This is a genomic window from Hoyosella sp. YIM 151337, from assembly GCF_026041215.1.
Lineage (GTDB): Bacteria > Actinomycetota > Actinomycetes > Mycobacteriales > Mycobacteriaceae > Hoyosella.
Genome location: NZ_JAPEIQ010000039.1, coordinates 204,149 through 221,877 on the forward strand (window position 1 = coordinate 204,149; position 17,729 = coordinate 221,877).

Annotated in this window: 15 protein-coding genes; all 15 read left to right on the top strand. The window is 63.9% G+C overall.

The window, feature by feature from the left end; all coding sequences use genetic code 11:
- Positions 1 to 27: 27 nt before the first annotated feature.
- The 15 genes from ONR57_RS19135 to ONR57_RS19205 all read left to right on the top strand — a co-directional run bounded on the left by ONR57_RS19135 (position 28) and on the right by ONR57_RS19205 (position 17,684).
- Positions 28 to 1,791 (top strand): penicillin-binding protein 2, encoded by a 1,764-nt coding sequence (locus ONR57_RS19135; RefSeq protein WP_279348006.1) that lies wholly within the window; start codon positions 28 to 30, stop codon positions 1,789 to 1,791.
- A gap of 175 nt (positions 1,792 to 1,966) precedes the next feature.
- A complete protein-coding gene (locus tag ONR57_RS19140; protein ID WP_374116490.1) occupies positions 1,967 to 3,568 on the top strand; it encodes a UDP-N-acetylmuramoyl-L-alanyl-D-glutamate--2,6-diaminopimelate ligase in 1,602 nt (533 codons plus the stop codon).
- Positions 3,565 to 5,094 carry a UDP-N-acetylmuramoyl-tripeptide--D-alanyl-D-alanine ligase gene (gene murF, locus ONR57_RS19145; protein ID WP_265125166.1) on the top strand — a complete coding sequence of 510 codons (1,530 nt, stop codon included), beginning with the start codon at positions 3,565 to 3,567 and terminating at the stop codon, positions 5,092 to 5,094. Before ONR57_RS19140 ends, murF begins: the two co-directional genes overlap by 4 nt.
- Positions 5,091 to 6,176: a phospho-N-acetylmuramoyl-pentapeptide-transferase gene (gene mraY / locus ONR57_RS19150; protein WP_265125168.1), complete on the top strand. Its 1,086-nt coding sequence runs from the start codon at positions 5,091 to 5,093 to the stop codon at positions 6,174 to 6,176. The genes murF and mraY overlap by 4 nt, the downstream gene beginning before the upstream one ends.
- Positions 6,173 to 7,750 carry a UDP-N-acetylmuramoyl-L-alanine--D-glutamate ligase gene (gene murD / locus ONR57_RS19155; RefSeq protein ID WP_265125170.1) on the top strand — a complete coding sequence of 526 codons (1,578 nt, stop codon included), beginning with the start codon at positions 6,173 to 6,175 and terminating at the stop codon, positions 7,748 to 7,750. Before mraY ends, murD begins: the two co-directional genes overlap by 4 nt.
- Positions 7,750 to 9,249, top strand: coding sequence for a putative lipid II flippase FtsW (gene ftsW, locus ONR57_RS19160; RefSeq protein WP_265125172.1), 1,500 nt, complete (start codon positions 7,750 to 7,752; stop codon positions 9,247 to 9,249). The genes murD and ftsW overlap by 1 nt, the downstream gene beginning before the upstream one ends.
- 26 nt (positions 9,250 to 9,275) lie before the next feature.
- On the top strand, positions 9,276 to 10,406 hold the full coding sequence (murG, locus tag ONR57_RS19165) for an undecaprenyldiphospho-muramoylpentapeptide beta-N-acetylglucosaminyltransferase (RefSeq protein WP_265125174.1): 1,131 nt from the start codon (positions 9,276 to 9,278) through the stop codon (positions 10,404 to 10,406).
- Positions 10,407 to 10,462: 56 nt separating this feature from the next.
- Positions 10,463 to 11,932, top strand: a complete 1,470-nt coding sequence (murC, locus tag ONR57_RS19170) for a UDP-N-acetylmuramate--L-alanine ligase (protein WP_265125509.1) — start codon at positions 10,463 to 10,465, stop codon at positions 11,930 to 11,932.
- A gap of 3 nt (positions 11,933 to 11,935) precedes the next feature.
- Positions 11,936 to 12,661 carry an FtsQ-type POTRA domain-containing protein gene (locus ONR57_RS19175; RefSeq protein ID WP_265125176.1) on the top strand — a complete coding sequence of 242 codons (726 nt, stop codon included), beginning with the start codon at positions 11,936 to 11,938 and terminating at the stop codon, positions 12,659 to 12,661.
- Between the two features lie 269 nt (positions 12,662 to 12,930).
- A complete protein-coding gene (gene ftsZ, locus ONR57_RS19180; protein WP_265125178.1) occupies positions 12,931 to 14,160 on the top strand; it encodes a cell division protein FtsZ in 1,230 nt (409 codons plus the stop codon).
- Between the two features lie 77 nt (positions 14,161 to 14,237).
- Positions 14,238 to 14,942 carry a peptidoglycan editing factor PgeF gene (gene pgeF / locus ONR57_RS19185; RefSeq protein ID WP_265125180.1) on the top strand — a complete coding sequence of 235 codons (705 nt, stop codon included), beginning with the start codon at positions 14,238 to 14,240 and terminating at the stop codon, positions 14,940 to 14,942.
- A 5-nt stretch (positions 14,943 to 14,947) separates the two neighbouring features.
- Positions 14,948 to 15,697: a YggS family pyridoxal phosphate-dependent enzyme gene (locus ONR57_RS19190; RefSeq protein ID WP_265125183.1), complete on the top strand. Its 750-nt coding sequence runs from the start codon at positions 14,948 to 14,950 to the stop codon at positions 15,695 to 15,697.
- Positions 15,698 to 15,796: 99 nt separating this feature from the next.
- A complete protein-coding gene (locus ONR57_RS19195) occupies positions 15,797 to 16,483 on the top strand; it encodes a cell division protein SepF (RefSeq protein ID WP_265125185.1) in 687 nt (228 codons plus the stop codon).
- An 86-nt stretch (positions 16,484 to 16,569) separates the two neighbouring features.
- The gene (locus tag ONR57_RS19200; protein WP_265125187.1) at positions 16,570 to 16,866 is read left to right on the top strand and encodes a YggT family protein; all 297 of its coding nucleotides are present in this window, start codon (positions 16,570 to 16,572) and stop codon (positions 16,864 to 16,866) included.
- A gap of 71 nt (positions 16,867 to 16,937) precedes the next feature.
- The gene (locus ONR57_RS19205) at positions 16,938 to 17,684 is read left to right on the top strand and encodes a DivIVA domain-containing protein (RefSeq protein ID WP_265125189.1); all 747 of its coding nucleotides are present in this window, start codon (positions 16,938 to 16,940) and stop codon (positions 17,682 to 17,684) included.
- Positions 17,685 to 17,729: the final 45 nt, after the last annotated feature.

Genomic DNA, 17,729 nt, shown 5'->3' on the forward strand with positions numbered 1-17,729 from the left:
GTCCGTTTCCGTTTGGCTGGGTTTACGATGTTTCTCGCGATCGGTCTCATCGTGGTCCAGCTCGTGAATGTGCAAGGATTTTCAGCGCCACGGCTCTCAGCTGAGGCAGCGATGCAACGCACCGTCGAGTTAGTCGATCCTGCTACCCGTGGCCCGATCGTCGACCGGAACGGAAATGTCATTGCGTTTACGACGGAGGCGCGCGCTCTCACGTTCCAGCCGCGCCGTGTCAGGCAGCAATTGGAGGAGGTGGCGGAACGCGACCCTCGTGCCCAAGAACCGGTTGCGCGGCTTCGTGAAATCGCAAGAGGTGTCGCGCATGCGCTTGACGATCAAGTGACCGAGCGGACGCTGCGGCGGCAGGTTCTCAGTGACGAGACATTCACGTACCTGGCGCGTGGCGTGGATCCGGCGATCGCGTCCCAGATCCAGGAGGAGTTCCCCGAAGTAGGCTCGGAACGCCAGGACATCCGCCAGTACCCAGGGGGTGCACTGGCTGCCAACATCGTTGGATCCACTGGCTGGGATGGGCACGGGCTGCTTGGGCTGGAGAAGGCCATGGACGCCCAACTTGCTGGACAGAACGGCTCACGCACGTATGACCGCAGCGAGGACGGCGCAGTTATTCCAGGCAGCACCCGGGACGTCCATGCGGCGGTTGATGGTGCAACCGTAGAACTGACCTTAGATGCCGATTTGCAGTTCTTCGTTCAGCAGCAAGTGCAGATGGCTAAAGACCTGTCGGGCGCGCGCAATGCATCCGCAGTCGTCCTCGACGCTCACACCGCTGAGGTCCTCGCTATGGCGAACGATGGAACCTTCAACCCGGCGCTTGGCCTCGGCGCTCCCGAGAACCAAGTTTCGGTACTTGGAAATATCGCAGTGTCGTCTCCCTTCGAACCGGGCTCAGTCGCGAAACTGGTCACCGCTGCCGCAGCGATCGAGGATGGACTCACCACACCAGACGAAGTCCTCGACGTGGACGGTCGAATCGACATGGCAGGTGTCACCGTGCGTGACGCGTGGGAACACGGTGTAGTGCCGTACACAACTACGGGAATCTTCGGAAAATCGTCGAACGTCGGAACGCTGCTGCTCGCGCAGCGCATCGGGGAAGAGCGATTCGCTGAGATGCTCTGGCGTTTCGGGATCGGCTTGCCCACCGGGATCGAATTGCCAGGTGAAAGCGGGGGAATGGTCCCTCCACTCGACCAATGGGGCGCGAGCTTCGCGAACATCCCGATCGGTCAGGGCATGTCCATGACATTGCTGCAAATGACCGGCATGTATCAGGCGATCGCGAACGAAGGCGTCAGGGTCCCGCCGCGGATTGTCCGCGCGACCGTCGACGCGGCTGGGAATCGCACGGAAACCGAAACGCCGGAATCTGTGGAGGTAGTTAGTGCTGAAACCGCACGGGTAGTCCGAGACATGTTTCGCAGCGTCGTGCAGCGTGATCCGATGGGCTACCAGCAGGGCACAGGCCCGCAAGCGGCGGTTGAAGGTTACCAAGTCTCCGGCAAGACTGGAACCGCACAGCAGGTGGACCCGAACTGCGGCTGCTACTCGAACTCCACGTATTGGATCACCTTCGCGGGTATCGCACCCTCCGATGATCCCCGCTATGTCATCGGGATCATGCTGGATGCTCCAGTGCGCGGCGTGGACGGCGGCGGCGGTACGTCGGCAGCGCCACTGTTCCAGACGATTGCCTCGTGGCTGCTTCAGCGCGAAAACGTTCCGCTGTCCGGCGCGGCACCCAAACTCGTGCTCGATACAAGTGCGCCATGACGGTGCGCACAGCGCGCGCGTTGTGGCGCCCGTAACGCGAGATTCGCGTGTATTGTGCCGTGAGCCTGTAAACGCCGCGGCGTGCCGGTAACGTTCGCCCTAACCTTATGGCCAGCGCCGATGCTGCGCCGCAGCAGGTCCCACGATGTGCAGTGAAGCGGAGAGGAGTGTGCTGGTGCCGAATGGCAGCGCCGACGACCGGCGGTCAGATGCGTCTTCATCGCCGCGCCCAGTGAGCTTGCCGCCGGTACAGCTCGAGGAGCTGGCACGCCTGTCTGGCGCACGTCCCGTCGAGAAAAGCGCCCTCGCTGACGTTGCTGTGTCAGGGGTCGAATTGCGAGCGCAGCATGTTGTTCCGGGTGATTTGTTCGCGGCGCTGCCAGGCACACGCGCGCACGGAGCGGCTTTTGTCAGCACGGCGATCGAACGCGGTGCGGCGGCGGTTCTCACGGATACCGCAGGGCTTACCCACATCGGTCCCGATGTTTCGGTGCCTGTGCTGCTGCACGAGGAGCCACGCCGGGTGCTGGGGGAAATCGCCGCCCAGATCTATGGGAATCCATCCGCGAAGCTACAGCTCATTGGGATCACTGGAACCTCAGGCAAGACGACAACGGCATATTTGATCGAAGGCGGTCTCGTCGCCACGGGGCGGCGAGCGGGCCTCATCGGGACCGTAGAGACGCGGATCGAAGGCAAGCCAATTCCGAGTGCGCTCACCACCCCAGAAGCACCGCAACTGCAGGCGCTGCTGGCCGTAATGGCCGAACGCGGCATCGAGTCGGTCGTCATGGAGGTTTCCAGTCACGCGCTCGCTTTGGGACGTGTCGATGGCTGCCGTTTCGAAATCGGTGCCTTCACGAACCTGTCACAAGATCACCTGGATTTTCACCAGGACATGGAGGACTACTTCGACACGAAAGCGCGCCTGTTTGACGCAAGCTCGCGGGTGAGGTGCCGCAACGCAGTCGTTTGTGTCGACGATGACTGGGGCAAGCGGATGGCCGCCCGCGCGGCCGGAGACGTTGTAACGGTATCGGCGGATGGGCATCCAGCGCGTTGGCTCGCGCGTAAAGCACACGTGGCTGGCGTTGGTGAACAGCAGTTCTGCGCAGAACGAGTTGATGGCCATCACTTTGACGTAACGGTTCGCCTCCCAGGGAGATACAACGTTGCGAATGCTCTTGTGGCGCTGGCTGTGCTCGACGCCGCGGGAGTGGATACGCAACGAGCCGCGGCTGGGCTGGCGCACGTCCAGGTGCCGGGGCGTGTTGAGCGTGTTGACTGCGGGCAGGACTTTCTGGCTGTGGTCGATTACGCGCACAAGCCCGGTGCGGTTGAGGCGGTGCTAGCGACGCTGCGCGCGCAGGCGAGTGGCCGTATCGTCCTGGTAATCGGGGCAGGCGGCAACCGCGATGCGGGCAAGCGCGCGCCGATGGGAGCGGCCGCGGCACGCGGGAGTGATGTGCTCATCGTGACGGATGACAACCCGCGCGACGAGGACCCGGGCGTCATCCGCGCCGAGATGCTGGCGGGTGTGAGTACGGTGCCAGAAGCAGAGCGGGCGGATGTACGCGAGGTGGGGGACCGTGCCGCTGCGATCAGGGCCGCGGTTGAATGGGTCGTCGCTCATGGTGAGGGCGACGATGTGGTTGTCGTGGCAGGTAAAGGCCACGAAACAGGGCAGGAGATTAACGGGGTGAAGCATCCTTTCGACGATCGGCTGGTGCTTGCTGGCGCCATCGATGCTGCGCTGAGGAGCGAGGTGGCTGAGTGATCGCCATGACATTGCGTGAGATCGCCGACCTCACCGGGGGAACGTTGCACGATGTTCCTGATGAGAACGTCGTAGTCAGTGGCACCGTGGAGTTCGATTCCCGCAAGGTGACGCCAGCAGGTTTGTTCTTGGCGCTGCCCGGCGCGAATGTCGACGGTCACGACTTTGCAGAGCGGGCAGTGGCAGCGGGCGCCGCCGGGGTCCTCGCAGCCCGGCCGGTGGGTGTGCCCGCAGTGGTAGTACCGCGTGTCACCGCGGCCGATTCAGGGTGGCGGGGCACCGCGATGGCGCTCGAACACGACCACGATGGCTCCGGCGCGGCCGTGCTCGGGGCACTGGCCGCACTGGCTCGTGCCAGCGTCCGCGCCCTCACCAGCCAGCATGGGCTCACAGTGGTGGGTGTTACCGGCTCCGCAGGCAAAACGTCGACGAAGGACTTGCTCGCGGCTGTGCTGAGCCCCCTCGGCACGACGATCGCGCCGCCCGGGTCGTTCAACAACGAGATCGGGCACCCCTGGACCGCGCTGCGGGCCGGGAGAGACACCCGGTTCCTTGTGCTTGAAATGTCAGCGCGCGGTCCAGGTCACATCGCCGCGCTCGCGCACACTGCGCCGCCGCGAATTGGTGTCGTCCTTAACGTAGGTACGGCGCATCTCGGGGAGTTCGGCAGCCGCGAGGTCATTGCCAAAACCAAAGGCGAACTGGTCGAGGCGCTGCCAGCGGCCGAAGATGGTGGAGTAGCCATCCTTAACGCCGATGATCCGCTCGTTGCCGAAATGCGGTCCCGGACCCGGGCACGGGTAGTGTCCGTCGGCCAATCCGCCAGTGCCACCATCAGGGCGGTTGACGTTCGGCTGGATGATCAGGCGCGGGCTAGTTTTACCCTGGCAGCCCCCCAAGGGTCGGTTCACGTGATGCTCGCGGTGCATGGAGAGCATCAGGTTACGAACGCGCTCTCCGCGGCGGCAGTCGCGCTCGAATGCGGAGCCACGCTCGACCAGGTTGCCGCCGCGTTAGGTGGCGCGCGCGCGGTGTCCGGGCGCCGAATGGAGGTCGTTACGCGGCCGGACGGCGTCACGGTCATCAACGATTCGTACAACGCAAACCCTGACTCTGTGCGCGCCGCACTGAAAGCGCTGGTCACGATGGCGCGCTCCGGTACCCCGAAGCGGCGGTGCTGGGCTGTGCTGGGTGAGATGGCCGAACTCGGTGACGACACCGTCATCGAGCACGATGGCATTGGGCGTCAGGCTGTCCGGCTTCTCGTGGAGCGGCTCGTCGTGGTTGGGACCGGCCGGCCGTCCCGCGCGATGCACCAGGGTGCGGTGATGGAGGGCTCGTTCGACAACGAGTCCGTACTGGTTCCGGACGCTCAGGCCGCAATCGAGAAGGTCTGTGCTGAGGTGCAGCCAGGCGATGTGGTCCTCGTGAAGGCTTCGCAGTCAATCGGGCTCTGGACCGTGGCTGAGGCACTCCTTGCTGACCACACCGCCGGTAATGAAGCCAGGACGGAGAGCAACCGATGACGCAGATCCTCATCGCCGGCGGTTTCGCGCTGGCTGTGACGATTCTCCTCACGCCCGTGCTGATCCGTGTCTTCTCCCGGCAAGGTTTCGGGCAGGAAATCCGAGTTGAGGGCCCCCAATCACACCAGTCGAAGCGCGGCACGCCGTCGATGGGCGGCGTCGCGATCCTCGCTGGTATCTGGGCCGGGTACTGGGGTTCTCACCTGGTCGGGATGGGTATCGACGGCGACGGTCCGACGGCCTCGGGCATGCTGGTTCTAGGTCTGACCACGATGCTTGCGATCGTTGGTTTCCTCGACGACTTCATTAAGATTCGCAAACAGCGCAATCTGGGTCTGAACAAGACGTCGAAGCTGGTTGGTCAGCTTGTCGCGGCGCTCGTCTTCGGTGGTTTGCTGCTGCAATTCCGCAGCGCCGAGGGGATCACCCCCGGCAGTCCGCACCTGTCGTACGTACGGGACATCACGACCATTTCAATGGGCGTGATCGTATTTATGATCTTTGTGTATTTGGTGGTCACGGCCTGGTCGAACGCGGTCAACTTCACCGATGGGCTTGACGGCCTCGCCGCTGGCACCACCGGGCTTGTCGTCGGCGCTTACGTCATCATCACGTTCTGGCAGTTCCGCAATTCGTGCCAGGTTGAGCTCGCACCAGGCTGCTACCACGTGCGTGACCCGCTGGATATTGCGATTCTGTGCGCGGCGGCCGCGGGCGCGTGCGTCGGTTTCCTGTGGTGGAACGCGGCGCCCGCGAAGATCTTCATGGGTGACACGGGCTCCCTCGCGCTCGGCGGCCTGATCGCGGGCGTGTCTCTGACGACGCAGACCGCGCTGCTGATGGTTGTCGTCGGCGCAATCTTCGTCGCCGAGTTCCTGTCAGTCGTGATTCAAATCGCGGTGTTCCGTACGACCGGTCGACGAGTGTTCCGCATGGCGCCGTTCCACCACCACTTCGAATTGGGCGGCTGGGCAGAAACCACGGTGATCATCAGGTTCTGGCTGCTCACAGCGATCGCCTGCGCCCTCGGCGTGGGCTTGTTCTACGGCGAGTGGCTTGCCGCGGCTGGGGGAACGTCGTGACAGGACCTGGCCCAGGGGCGAGTGACTTCGCGGGCAAAACGGTCCTTGTCGCCGGTGCTGGGGTCTCAGGTCTCGCGACCGTGCACGCACTCCTCGCGGTCGGGGCGTCGGTGGTCGTCGCGGACTCCCGCGAGCACGCACTGGGGCCAGCGATCACGCTTGGGGCGCGAGGTCTGTTGCTCGATACCGAGGCCGCTGCGGTGCCGAGCAGTCAGGTGTTCGAGGGAGTGAGCCTGGTCATCACGAGTCCTGGCTGGCGGCCCGAAGCGCCACTGCTTACCGCTGCCGCGAAATATGGCATACCGGTGTGGGGCGACGTAGAACTGGCCTGGCGCCTGGATCAGGCTGGCGTCTTCGGGCCGCCACGCCGCTGGCTAGCCGTGACCGGCACCAACGGGAAGACCACGACCACCAGTATGCTGCACTCGATTCTGCGGGCCGCAGGCCTGGCAAGCGCGGCGTGCGGGAATATTGGACGGCCGATCCTCGACGCACTGATGGCTGGCTCAGGTGAAGCACCCGGGCCGCGAATTGATGTGCTCGCGCTGGAACTGTCCTCATTCCAGCTGTACTGGGCACCGTCAGTTACTCCAGACGCTGGCGTAATCCTCAATATCGCCGAAGATCACCTCGACTGGCATGGCTCCATGGACGCGTATGTCGAAGCGAAACTCAGGGTGCTGACCGGCCGGTTGGGTGTTCTCGGGTTAGACGACGCTGTCACGTCTCAGCTCGGTGCCAGATCACGAGCAGCGCGGACAATCGGGTTCCGGTTGGGAGCGCCGGAGCCGAACGAACTCGGCATCGTGGGCGACTACCTCGTCGACCGCGCGTTCAGCAGTGCGGGAGACACCACAGGCGTGCGCCTGGCCCGCGTAGACGAAGTGCGTCCAGGCGGGCGGCCCGGGCTTCTTGACGCGCTCGCAGCAGCGGCGCTGGCCCGCGGAATTGGTGTCAGCAGCGAGGCTGTAGCGGACGGTCTGCGGACACACGAAACGGGTCCGCACCGGAATTCACGCGTAGCGGAGCTCGCGGGGGTGGCGTACGTGGACGATTCGAAGGCCACCAACCCGCATGCCGCGCTGGCCTCGCTGTCGACATATCCACGCGTCGTGTGGATTGCGGGCGGGTTGCTGAAAGGTGCGCGAGTTGATGACCTGGTGCTTGGCGCCAGGGAACGGCTCGCCGCGGCCGTGGTGATCGGGGCGGACCGCAGCGTGATCGCGGAGACATTACAGCGACACGCCCCGGATGTTCCGGTTGTCGAGGTGTTCGCGGGCGACGATGGTGGCGTGACAGTGACGACGATTCAAAGCGGACGCGCTGGCACCCACCTTGCCGCGTCCTCGTCCCAGCAAGTCCAGGGCGGGAAAGCTACAGCTGACGCGGTGATGAAAGCAGCGGTGACGGTAGCGGCCCAGCTTGCGCATGCTGGCGACACGGTGCTGCTCGCGCCCTCTGCGGCCTCACTCGACATGTTCACCGACTACGGGCACCGTGGCCGCAGCTTCACAGACGCGGTGGCGGCGCTGGGCAGTCCGCCGTTGCGCGGCGCGAAGGGTGTCACGGACTGATGGCGCGCGTGGCGAGCGGGTTCGGAGGGTGGCGCGCCGCGGCGGCCGCCCGCTTCGGTGCATGGCTGAATCGACCGCTTGCATCCTTTCACTTGATTCTGTCGATCGCGGCGCTGCTGTCGATCCTCGGTCTGGTGATGGTGTTGTCCGCATCGAGCGTCTCCGAAATCGGCAGGTCGGGCTCGGCGTATTCGATGTTCTTCCGCCAGCTGGTTTTCGTGCTCGCCGGCTGGGTGATGTTCTACATTGCGCTGCGTATACCAGTGCGTTTGCTGCGCAGGTTCGCTCTGCTCGCTTTCCTGTTGACGCTCGTGCTGCTCGCGCTCGTTCTTGTTCCGGGAATCGGCGTTTTGGTTAACGGTGCCCGGAGCTGGTTCCAATTCGCTGGGTTCGCTTTCCAGCCGTCTGAACTGGCAAAAATCACGCTGGCGCTATGGGGCGCAGTTGTGCTGGGAGACCGCGCAGTGCGGACGAAGAGTGTGCGAGACATGCTCATCCCGCTCTTACCTGGCGCGTTGATCGCGGCGTACCTGATCGCGATGCAACCCGACTACAGCACGATGATCGTGCTTTTGTTCGTTGTTTTCGCGCTGCTGTGGTTCGCGGGTCTGCCTATCGGGTTCTTTATCATCGGGGCAGGTTCCGTCATTGCGCTGCTACTCGTTATGGCGGTCGCTGAGGGCTATCGTTCCCAGCGAATTCAATCGTTTCTGAATGCGGATTCGGACCCTCTTGGGGCGAGTTACCAGGCGCGCCAAGCAAAGTTCTCGCTTGCAGACGGTGGTTTCTGGGGTGTGGGTCTCGGCCAGAGCCGCGCCAAATGGGCGTACCTGCCAGAGGCGCACAACGACTTCATTTTCGCGATCATCGGTGAAGAGCTCGGTTTCCTCGGCTGTGTCGCCGTGCTGGGCGTATTTGCGCTTTTCGCCTACACCGGCTTGCGGATCGCGACCCGTTCTGTCGACCCCTTCTTGCGAATCTTTGTAGCGACGTCGACCGTTTGGGTGATTGGCCAATCGTTCATCAACCTCGGTTATGTCGTAGGCCTTCTCCCCGTGACCGGTTTGCAGTTGCCGCTGCTCTCCGCCGGCGGAACTTCCGCGGTGATGACGCTGTTCATGTTCGGATTGATGGCGAGCGCTGCACGGCACGAGCCAGAAGCCATTGCCGCGCTCAGATCGGCACCGAAGAAGAGTAAGCTGGCACGGTTCTTGCGCCTGCCTGACCCAGAGAAGTACACGGCGGTGAAGGTGACGCGGCCCGCCCCGCGGCGGGAACCTGCCTACTCGGGCAATGCGGGAAGTGCATCGCCGTATCGAGAGAGGCCGCGGCCACGCGACGCTGGAACCAGGAACGAATTCGAGCCCGCCGGTGGGCGCCCGCCCTATTCTGGTGGTCGGGCTTCCTCGCCGTCGCAAGCGGCATACGGTCCACGGTCACGATATCCGGGGCTGAGTGGGCGGTCAGGTGCGTCCCGGGACGGTAGACGTGACCGGTGAAGAACGAATGATGGGAGTGCGGAGCAGTGGCGGAGTCCAGACATGGCCCGGTCTCGGTGGTACTTGCCGGGGGCGGGACGGCCGGCCATATCGAGCCGGCGATGGCTGTCGCTGACGCGCTGCGTGATATCGATCCCGACGTTCGGATTACGGCGCTGGGAACGGAGCGTGGTTTGGAAACCACGCTTATCCCTGAACGCGGCTATCCGCTCGAACTGATACCGCCCGTGCCACTGCCGCGCAAGCCATCGCGGCAGATGCTCGCACTGCCCGCGCGTGTTCGGCAATCCGTGAAGCAAACCCGGGCGATCCTCGACCAGGTTGAAGCTGACGTCATCGTGGGATTCGGCGGTTACGTCTCGCTGCCCGCCTACCTTGCGGCTGGACCGGGGCTGTTGCGGCGCCGCCGCCGAATACCGATTGTCGTCCATGAAGCAAACGCGAGCGCAGGTCTCGCGAACAAGGTGGGAGCGCGGCGTGCAGCCCGCGTCCTGACGGCGTTCCCCGAGTCCGGCTTGCGCGGCGGCACACAGGTCGGAATCCCCGTCCGCGCGGCGATCACAACCCTGGACCGCGCAGCACTGCGTGACCACGCGCGCGACAGTTTCGGCCTCGATCCGCAGGCTAAGACGCTGCTCGTGTTTGGCGGCTCGCAAGGTGCGCGCACGCTCAACGACGCGGTTTCCGGGGCGGCTCCCGAACTGGCGGCGGCAGGCATCGGCGTGCTGCACGCGCACGGACCGAAGAACACCATCGAGATTCCAGCGTCCCCGGGCGGGCCGCCCTACGTCGCGCTGCCATATCTGAGCCGTATGGATCTCGCGTATGCTGCGGCGGACGCAGTGGTGTGCCGTTCGGGCGCCATGACGGTGGCCGAGGTGTCCGCCGTGGGACTGCCCGCGGTGTACGTTCCGCTGCCGCACGGCAACGGGGAGCAGGAACTCAACGCCCGCCCGGTGGTCGCGGCCGGCGGCGGGATCATCATCGCAGACCGTGATCTGACGCGTGATCGCGTCGTCGATACGATTATTCCGCTGCTCGAGGACACGGCGCGTTTACAGCGCATGAGTGCGGAGGCGGCAGGCGCGGGGCATCGCTCTGCTGCCACAGAAGTGGCGAGAATCGTCATGGATGTCGCGAGAGGAGACGCCGCGTGACGGATCACAATCTCGATAGTTCGCCTGCGCTGCCCGTGGAGTTGCAGCGTGTCCACATGATCGGGATCGGCGGCGCCGGCATGTCGGGAATCGCGCGGATCTTGATGGCACGCGGCGGCGCGGTCTCCGGGTCCGATGCGAAGGACAGCCGCGTGCTGCTCGATCTTCGGGCGCGTGGCGCCGAAGTGCGCGTCGGCCACGACGCGAGCGCTCTCGATTTACTCGAAGGTGGGCCGACCCTGGTTGTGAGCACACAGAGCGCGATTCCGAAGACCAATCCGGAACTCGTCGAGGCGCAGCGTCGCGGCATCGCGACAACCTACCGCCCCGACGTGCTCGCAGCTCTGATGAACGACAGCAGGCCGGTCCTGGTGGCGGGTACCCACGGCAAAACATCAACCACCTCGCTTCTGGTTGTGGCGCTCCAGCACTGCCGCCTGGACCCGTCCTTCGCGGTGGGTGGTGAGCTCAATGAGGCCGGCACCAACGCGCATCACGGAACCGGTAACCTATTCGTCGCTGAAGCAGACGAAAGCGACGGGTCGCTGCTCCGTTACAAACCGAGCATCGCGATCGTCACGAACGTTGAGGCCGATCATTTGGACTTCTTCGGCTCAGCTGATGCGTACGTGCGCGTATTCGATGAGTTCGCGGAGCGTATTGTGCCGGGTGGGCTGGTGGTTGCGTGCCTCGATGATCCAGGTTCTGCGGCGTTCGCTGAACGCACTGCTGCCAGGGGCATACGCGTCATCGGTTACGGCTCCGGGGAAGCCGTGCAGGTTCCGCCAGCGGGTGTCGAGGTGGGGGTGAGCCTCCTCAGTTGGGCAGCGAAAGACGGTGGCGGTGCCGGGCAAATACACATCGCTGGTGAGGAACAACCGCGCGCAATGCGGCTGTCGGTGCCAGGACGGCACATGGCGCTCAATGCCCTGGGGGCATTCCTGGCGGCCCGAGCCGCTGGTGCAGACCCGGACGAAATCCTCGCGGGCCTCGAGAGTTTCGGTGGAGTACGACGGCGTTTCCAGTACACCGGCCGTGAAGCCGGAGTGCGTCTGTACGACGACTACGCGCATCACCCCACCGAGGTCCGCGCCGTGCTGTCGACAGCGCAGGCGATGGTCGAACAAGAACATTCCGCCGACCCGGAAACACCGCGCGGCCGCGTCGTAGTGGTCTTCCAGCCGCACCTATACTCGCGGACTCAAACCTTCAGCATAGAGTTCGCGGACGCCTTGAGTATTGCCGACGAGGTAGTTGTGCTCGACGTGTATGGCGCGCGGGAGGAACCCGTGCCCGGAGTCACTGGGGAACTCATCGCGCGTCAGGTCAAGAAGCCGTGTCATTTCCAGCCGGACGTATCTGCGCTGCCACGGCAGGTGGCTAAACTGACAAATCCTGGCGACCTCGTGCTGACTATGGGGGCCGGCGATGTGACGATGCTGGGCCCGTCCATCCTCGACGCGCTGCGTGCGAAGCGGAACCATCTGCGTCCCGGTGCCTCGAAAGTCCGGGGACGCTCGGGGTAGCAGGTGAGTCGGACGACGGTACAGCGACCGGGGCGGCAACGGAGCCCTCGCGTCGAGCGACGGCGAGCGCCGCGCTGGAAGGTCATTCTCGTCATCGCCCTGACGGTATGCGGCCTGGCGGGAATCGGGGCAGCCGTCTACTTCTCGCCGCTCTTAGCGGTGCGCGAAATCGAGGTGCAGACCGGTCCTTCAGTGCCTGAGGAAATGGTGCGTGCCGTAGTGGAGGTAGAGCCGGAAACCCCGCTGCTGCAGGTCAGTACGTTCGCTGTGGCTTCACGCGTGGCGGAACTGCCGAAGGTAGCCGAAGTATCGGTACAGCGCAGCTATCCGTCGACTTTGCGGATTGTGGTCACCGAACGGATCCCGGTCGTGTTCTACGACAATCCGGCAGGGCCACATTTGATGGACGCTGCGGCGGTGACGTTCGCGATCGAGCCACCGCCGGAGGGCTTGCCCAAGCTCGATGTGGCCGATCCAGGCGAGGAAGATGCGGCCACACGAGCAGCGCTCGATGTGCTGCTTTCGCTTACACCGGAAGTGCGGGACCACGTTGTCGAGGTAACCGCCGAATCACCCGCTGATGTGCGTCTGACCCTGGGGGACGGCCGCACCGTGATCTGGGGGAGCGCCGAGCACACTGGTCGCAAAGCGCGCGTTGCTAATGCGCTGCTGACCCAGCCTGGCCAGGTATACGACGTGTCGAGTCCGGAATTGCCGACGATTCGCTAAGGCGAGAATCGCGGCACTGCACGGTGTTTGGTCACCCACCGGCGCGCCCAGCAGGGCGGTCAAGGTTTCGCGAAGAAGAAATAACTGTGCGGTATCGGCGCGCCTAATGGAGATCGCTGCAACTGATGCCTAGCGTTTCCGTGCAGTCAGGTACTTGACATAACTCTAACCCTGTGGTTGAGGTTTAGGGTTTGGAGTTTTCGAGTTCCCGGCCCCTGAAAGTCCACTAAGAACGCTGGTAGAGCAAGACACATGGAAGGCGAGAGCCCATGACGCCCCCGCACAACTACCTCGCCGTAATCAAAGTCGTCGGCATCGGCGGCGGTGGGGTCAACGCAGTTAACCGAATGATCGAAGCGGGACTCAAAGGTGTTGAGTTCATCGCGATCAACACGGATGCGCAAGCGTTGCTCATGAGTGACGCAGACGTGAAGCTCGACGTGGGTCGTGAACTCACGCGTGGCCTCGGCGCAGGAGCGGACCCCGAAGTCGGCCGCAAAGCGGCGGAAGATCACAAGAACGAGATTGAAGAAGTCCTCAAAGGCGCGGATATGGTCTTCGTGACCGCGGGCGAAGGTGGCGGTACCGGCACCGGCGGTGCACCGGTCGTCGCAAGCCTGGCCCGCAAGCTCGGCGCGCTGACCGTTGGTGTTGTTACCCGTCCGTTCTCCTTCGAAGGGAAACGCCGCGGCGCCCAAGCGGAAGCAGGCATCGCCGCACTTCGCGAGAGCTGTGACACGCTCATCGTTATCCCCAACGACCGGCTACTTCAGCTCGGTGACGCGGCAGTGAGCCTGATGGACGCTTTCCGCTCTGCCGACGAGGTGCTCCTCAACGGTGTGCAAGGCATCACCGATCTCATCACGACACCAGGTCTCATCAACGTCGACTTCGCCGACGTCAAGGGTGTGATGTCGGGCGCGGGCACTGCGCTCATGGGCATCGGCTCGGCACGCGGTGAGGGACGTGCCGTGAAAGCAGCTGAGACTGCGATCAATTCGCCACTACTCGAAGCATCGATGGACGGTGCGCATGGCGTGCTGCTCTCGATCGCTGGCGGTTCAGACCTCGGCTTGTTTGAGATTCACGACGCAGCAAGCCTCGTTGAGGAAGCCGCACACGTTGATGCCAACATCATCTTCGGTACCGTCATCGACGATTCCCTTGGCGACGAGGTTCGCGTCACGGTGATCGCAGCAGGCTTCGATGGCGCGCCTCCGGCCCGCAATCTCAGGGAAGAGTCCCGCCGGGAGCCCGCACGCCAGTCCGCTGCACGAGCTCCTGAAAGTGCTCGCCGGGGCGGTTCTGAGAGCGCAGCCGGACGTGACTTCCAGGCGTCACGTAACCGCTTTAGTGGTGACCTCCCGCCAATCCCAGCCGGTGGTAGTCGGCGCAGTGAAGCTCCGTCACGTGGCGAACAGGTTCCTGCCAGCCCGGGGCGCGGCCGCTCGTCGGATGACTTCGACGACGACTTCGACGTGCCCCCGTTCATGCGGTGACGTTTGGCATCCGCGCGCGCGAACGCTGCGCGCCATGGTGGTGCTAGCGACTGAGGAGATGTGGCTGAGGGGGAGAGATGCCGGTCCGGTGGAAGATCACGACGCGCGCCGGTGGTGTCTCTCAGCCCCCCTACAGCTCATTCAACCTCGGTGCCCATGTGGGTGACGAGCCCGCCGCTGTGACGGAAAATCGGAGGCGGCTCGCTGCGGACATCGGTGTCCGCGACAACCGTGTCATCTGGATGGACCAGGTGCACGGAACAAAGGTCGCGGTTGTCGACGGTCCCAAGGACGAACCGCTCGGTCAGACCGATGCGGTGGTGACCGCAAAGCCCGGCCTCGTTCTCGCTGTGCTGACCGCTGATTGCGTGCCAGTGCTGCTCGCCGATGAGACGGCGTGTGTGATAGGGGCCGCGCACGCCGGACGAATCGGTGCAAGGAACGGGGTCGTGAAGGCAGTGATCGGCCAGATGGCCAGCATGGGGGCAGACCCTGGCCGCATCACTGTTCTTCTTGGACCGGCAGCGTGCGGACGCTGCTACGAAGTCCCCAACGACATGCGCGCAGACGTGGAACGCTCTTTGCCCGGCAGTTCCGCAACGACACGGCGCGGAACGCCGTCGGTCGATATTCCCGCTGGTATCGAGCGGCAACTCAGACAGTTGGGCGTGCACTGCGTACAGCGCGACCCGCGGTGCACAATCGAAGAGACGGTGCTCTTCAGCTACCGGCGGAGCGCGCCGACAGGGCGGTTCGCGTCGTTGATCTGGATGACGGAGTGAGCGGAGTGAGTGAATCAGCCCGCGCGCGCAGGGCTTCGGAAGTCGCTGAGGCCGTCCGCGCGCAAAGGGAACGGCTGGAGCGGGCTTGCCGTGCTGCGGGGCGGTCGCCCGAAGCTGTCGCACTGCTGCCCGTCACCAAGTACTTCCCGGCGTCGGACGCGCACATCCTTTACACATTGGGTTTTCGCGACTTCGGAGAATCCCGGGTGCAAGAAGCCGCTGCAAAAGTGGCGGACTTCCGCGGGCTAGAATCCAACGCGGCCGTGCGGTGGCACATGATCGGTCAGTTGCAGCGCAACAAGGCGAACGCGGTCGCTCGCTGGGCCGCCGCGGTGCATTCCGTCGACAACAGCAAACTCATCGCTGGGCTGGCCCGCGGCGTCGCGACGGCCCGGGACCGGGGTGAGCGTGCCACTGATGCAGACCTGGCGGTGTATCTGCAAGTCAGCCTGGATGGTGACACCCAACGCGGTGGCGCAGCTGAACCAGAGCTTGACGCGCTCGGCGCCGCGGTGGCTGAGGCCGACGGGCTGGCATTGGCCGGGCTGATGGCAGTGCCGCCGCTTGGTGCCGACCCCGAGCGGTCCTTCGCACGCTTGCACGAGATCCACGTCGAGTTCCTGCGTTCGTTCCCTAGGGCGACTCAACTTTCCGCCGGAATGTCCGGCGACATGGAAGTTGCTGTGCGACACGGTTCTACCTGCGTGCGTGTCGGTACCGCATTGTTGGGTCTCAGAACGATAACCTCGCCGTAATTGAACGTTGGTGAACTCTGAGAAGCCTGTAAGCGGACTTCTGTCCAGCCCCCGCCCTGCCCCAAAAAGCTTGCTGCCCCCGCCTAGGAAGGTCGATCTATGAGCACTCTGCAGAAGATCAAGGAGTACTTCGCACTCGTTCCGCCAGCCGAGTATGAGGACGATTACCTCGACGAACCGGAGCAGGCCCGCGGCCGGGGCCGGCGCGATGACGACATGCCCGGCTATCGCCCTGGAACTTACGTTCCGCCGCGTCGCGACGACTACCCGCGTGGCGGGTTTGAACGTGAAGGTTTCGAACGCGATGGCTTCGACCGGGAGGCGTTCGACCGTGACGGGTTCGAGCGTGACCGCTTCGGTGACCCGCGTTCGCCGCGAATGCAGTCGGCTGCGCCGGTCGCTGAGGACTTCGGCCGTGCATCGGCGCGGCAGGCTATGCCGCGCCGCGCAGAACGAATCGACGCGCCCGTTGAGCGCCGTTCCGCGGCGTTCGAGGATGGTGGAGCGCTCGGCAAGATCACAACGCTGCGCCCGCGTGACTACAGCGAGGCACGTACGGTTGGTGAGCAGTTCCGCGACGGCGTTCCTGTGATCATGGATCTCAACGACATGCCGGGTGCGGACGCGAAGCGACTGGTCGACTTCGCGGCGGGCTGCGCGTTCGCTCTCAACGGGAGCTTCGAGAAGGTGGCTTCCAAGGTGTTTCTGCTTTCCCCGGCAGACATCGACGTCTCTGCCGAAGACCGTCGCCGGCTCGCCGAAAACGGGCTGTATCAGGCCCGGTAACGTGGGAATCGAGAAGATCGTCACGTCCGTGCCAGGGACGGGCGGGCGAGTTTGAACCTTCTGGTGAAGTCAGGCAGAGTGGCAGAGTGCTGATCCTCGTAGTGATCTCGAATCTCCTGTTCTTCTACTCGCTCTTCCTCATCGCGCGGGTGGTCATCGAGTTCATCCGTATGTTCGCGCGGGATTGGCATCCCACCGGCGCGATCGTTGTGATTCTGGAGTTCATCTTCACGATCACCGATCCGCCGATTAAATTCCTCCGAAAGTTCATACCGCCGATTCCGCTCGGCTCCGTGCGGCTCGACCTGTCCGTTCTGATACTGCTTATCGGAATCATGGTGCTGCAGAGTGTCATTGGCGGCATCATTGCGAGCAGCGCGTAAGGTTGTGCTCGGCATCAGTGCACGCGAACGGGGCTTTGCACGTTCAGACCCGTGAGGAAGGTTAGGGAGAAATGCGTCTGACTCCGGCGGACGTCCACAATGTGGCGTTCAAGAAGCCGTCGCTAGGCAAGCGGGGGTACGACGAAGACGAAGTTGACGTCTTTCTCGACCTCGTCGAACAGGAACTTGCTCGCCTGGTCGACGAGAACAATGACTTGCGTGAGCGCGTAAGCGAACTCGAGTCCAAGCTCGAGAGGGTCTCGAAGGGCGAAGGGTCAGGCGAGGCGGCGAGTGCGCAAGCCGCGAAGATCATCGGTCTTGCGCAGGAGATGGCCGACCGGCTGACGACCGATGCGCGCAAGGAAGCTGACTCTACACTCAGCGATGCCAAAGAAAAATCGAAGTCCACGCTCACTGAGGCGCGGGACAAATCTGCCGCGATGGTGAAAGACGCCCGCGAGAAGGCGGATGCCATCGTTACCGCCGCGCGGGAAAAGGGTGACGGTGAGTATGCGGCCGCTAGGGAACGTGCCGAAACGCTGAAATCAGATGCGGAACGTCAGCACGCCGAGATACTTGGCGCGATCAACGAGCAGCGCATTGTTCTCGAGGGGCGTATCGACCAGTTGAGAACATTCGAGCGTGAGTACCGGGTCCGCATGAAGGCCTACCTCGAGGCGCAACTCGAGGATCTCACCGCGATGGCGTCAGGCAGCGCGCCAGCAAACAGGCCGGCCCATCAGGATGAAGAACCGGGCCTTGTCGACGAGGAGTCTGACCAGCCCCTGCAGGGGGAACTGATCGGCAACAGCGCGTAGCCTGGATCAACGATAGCTCGACAAAAGGGGCCGATCACCGGCCCC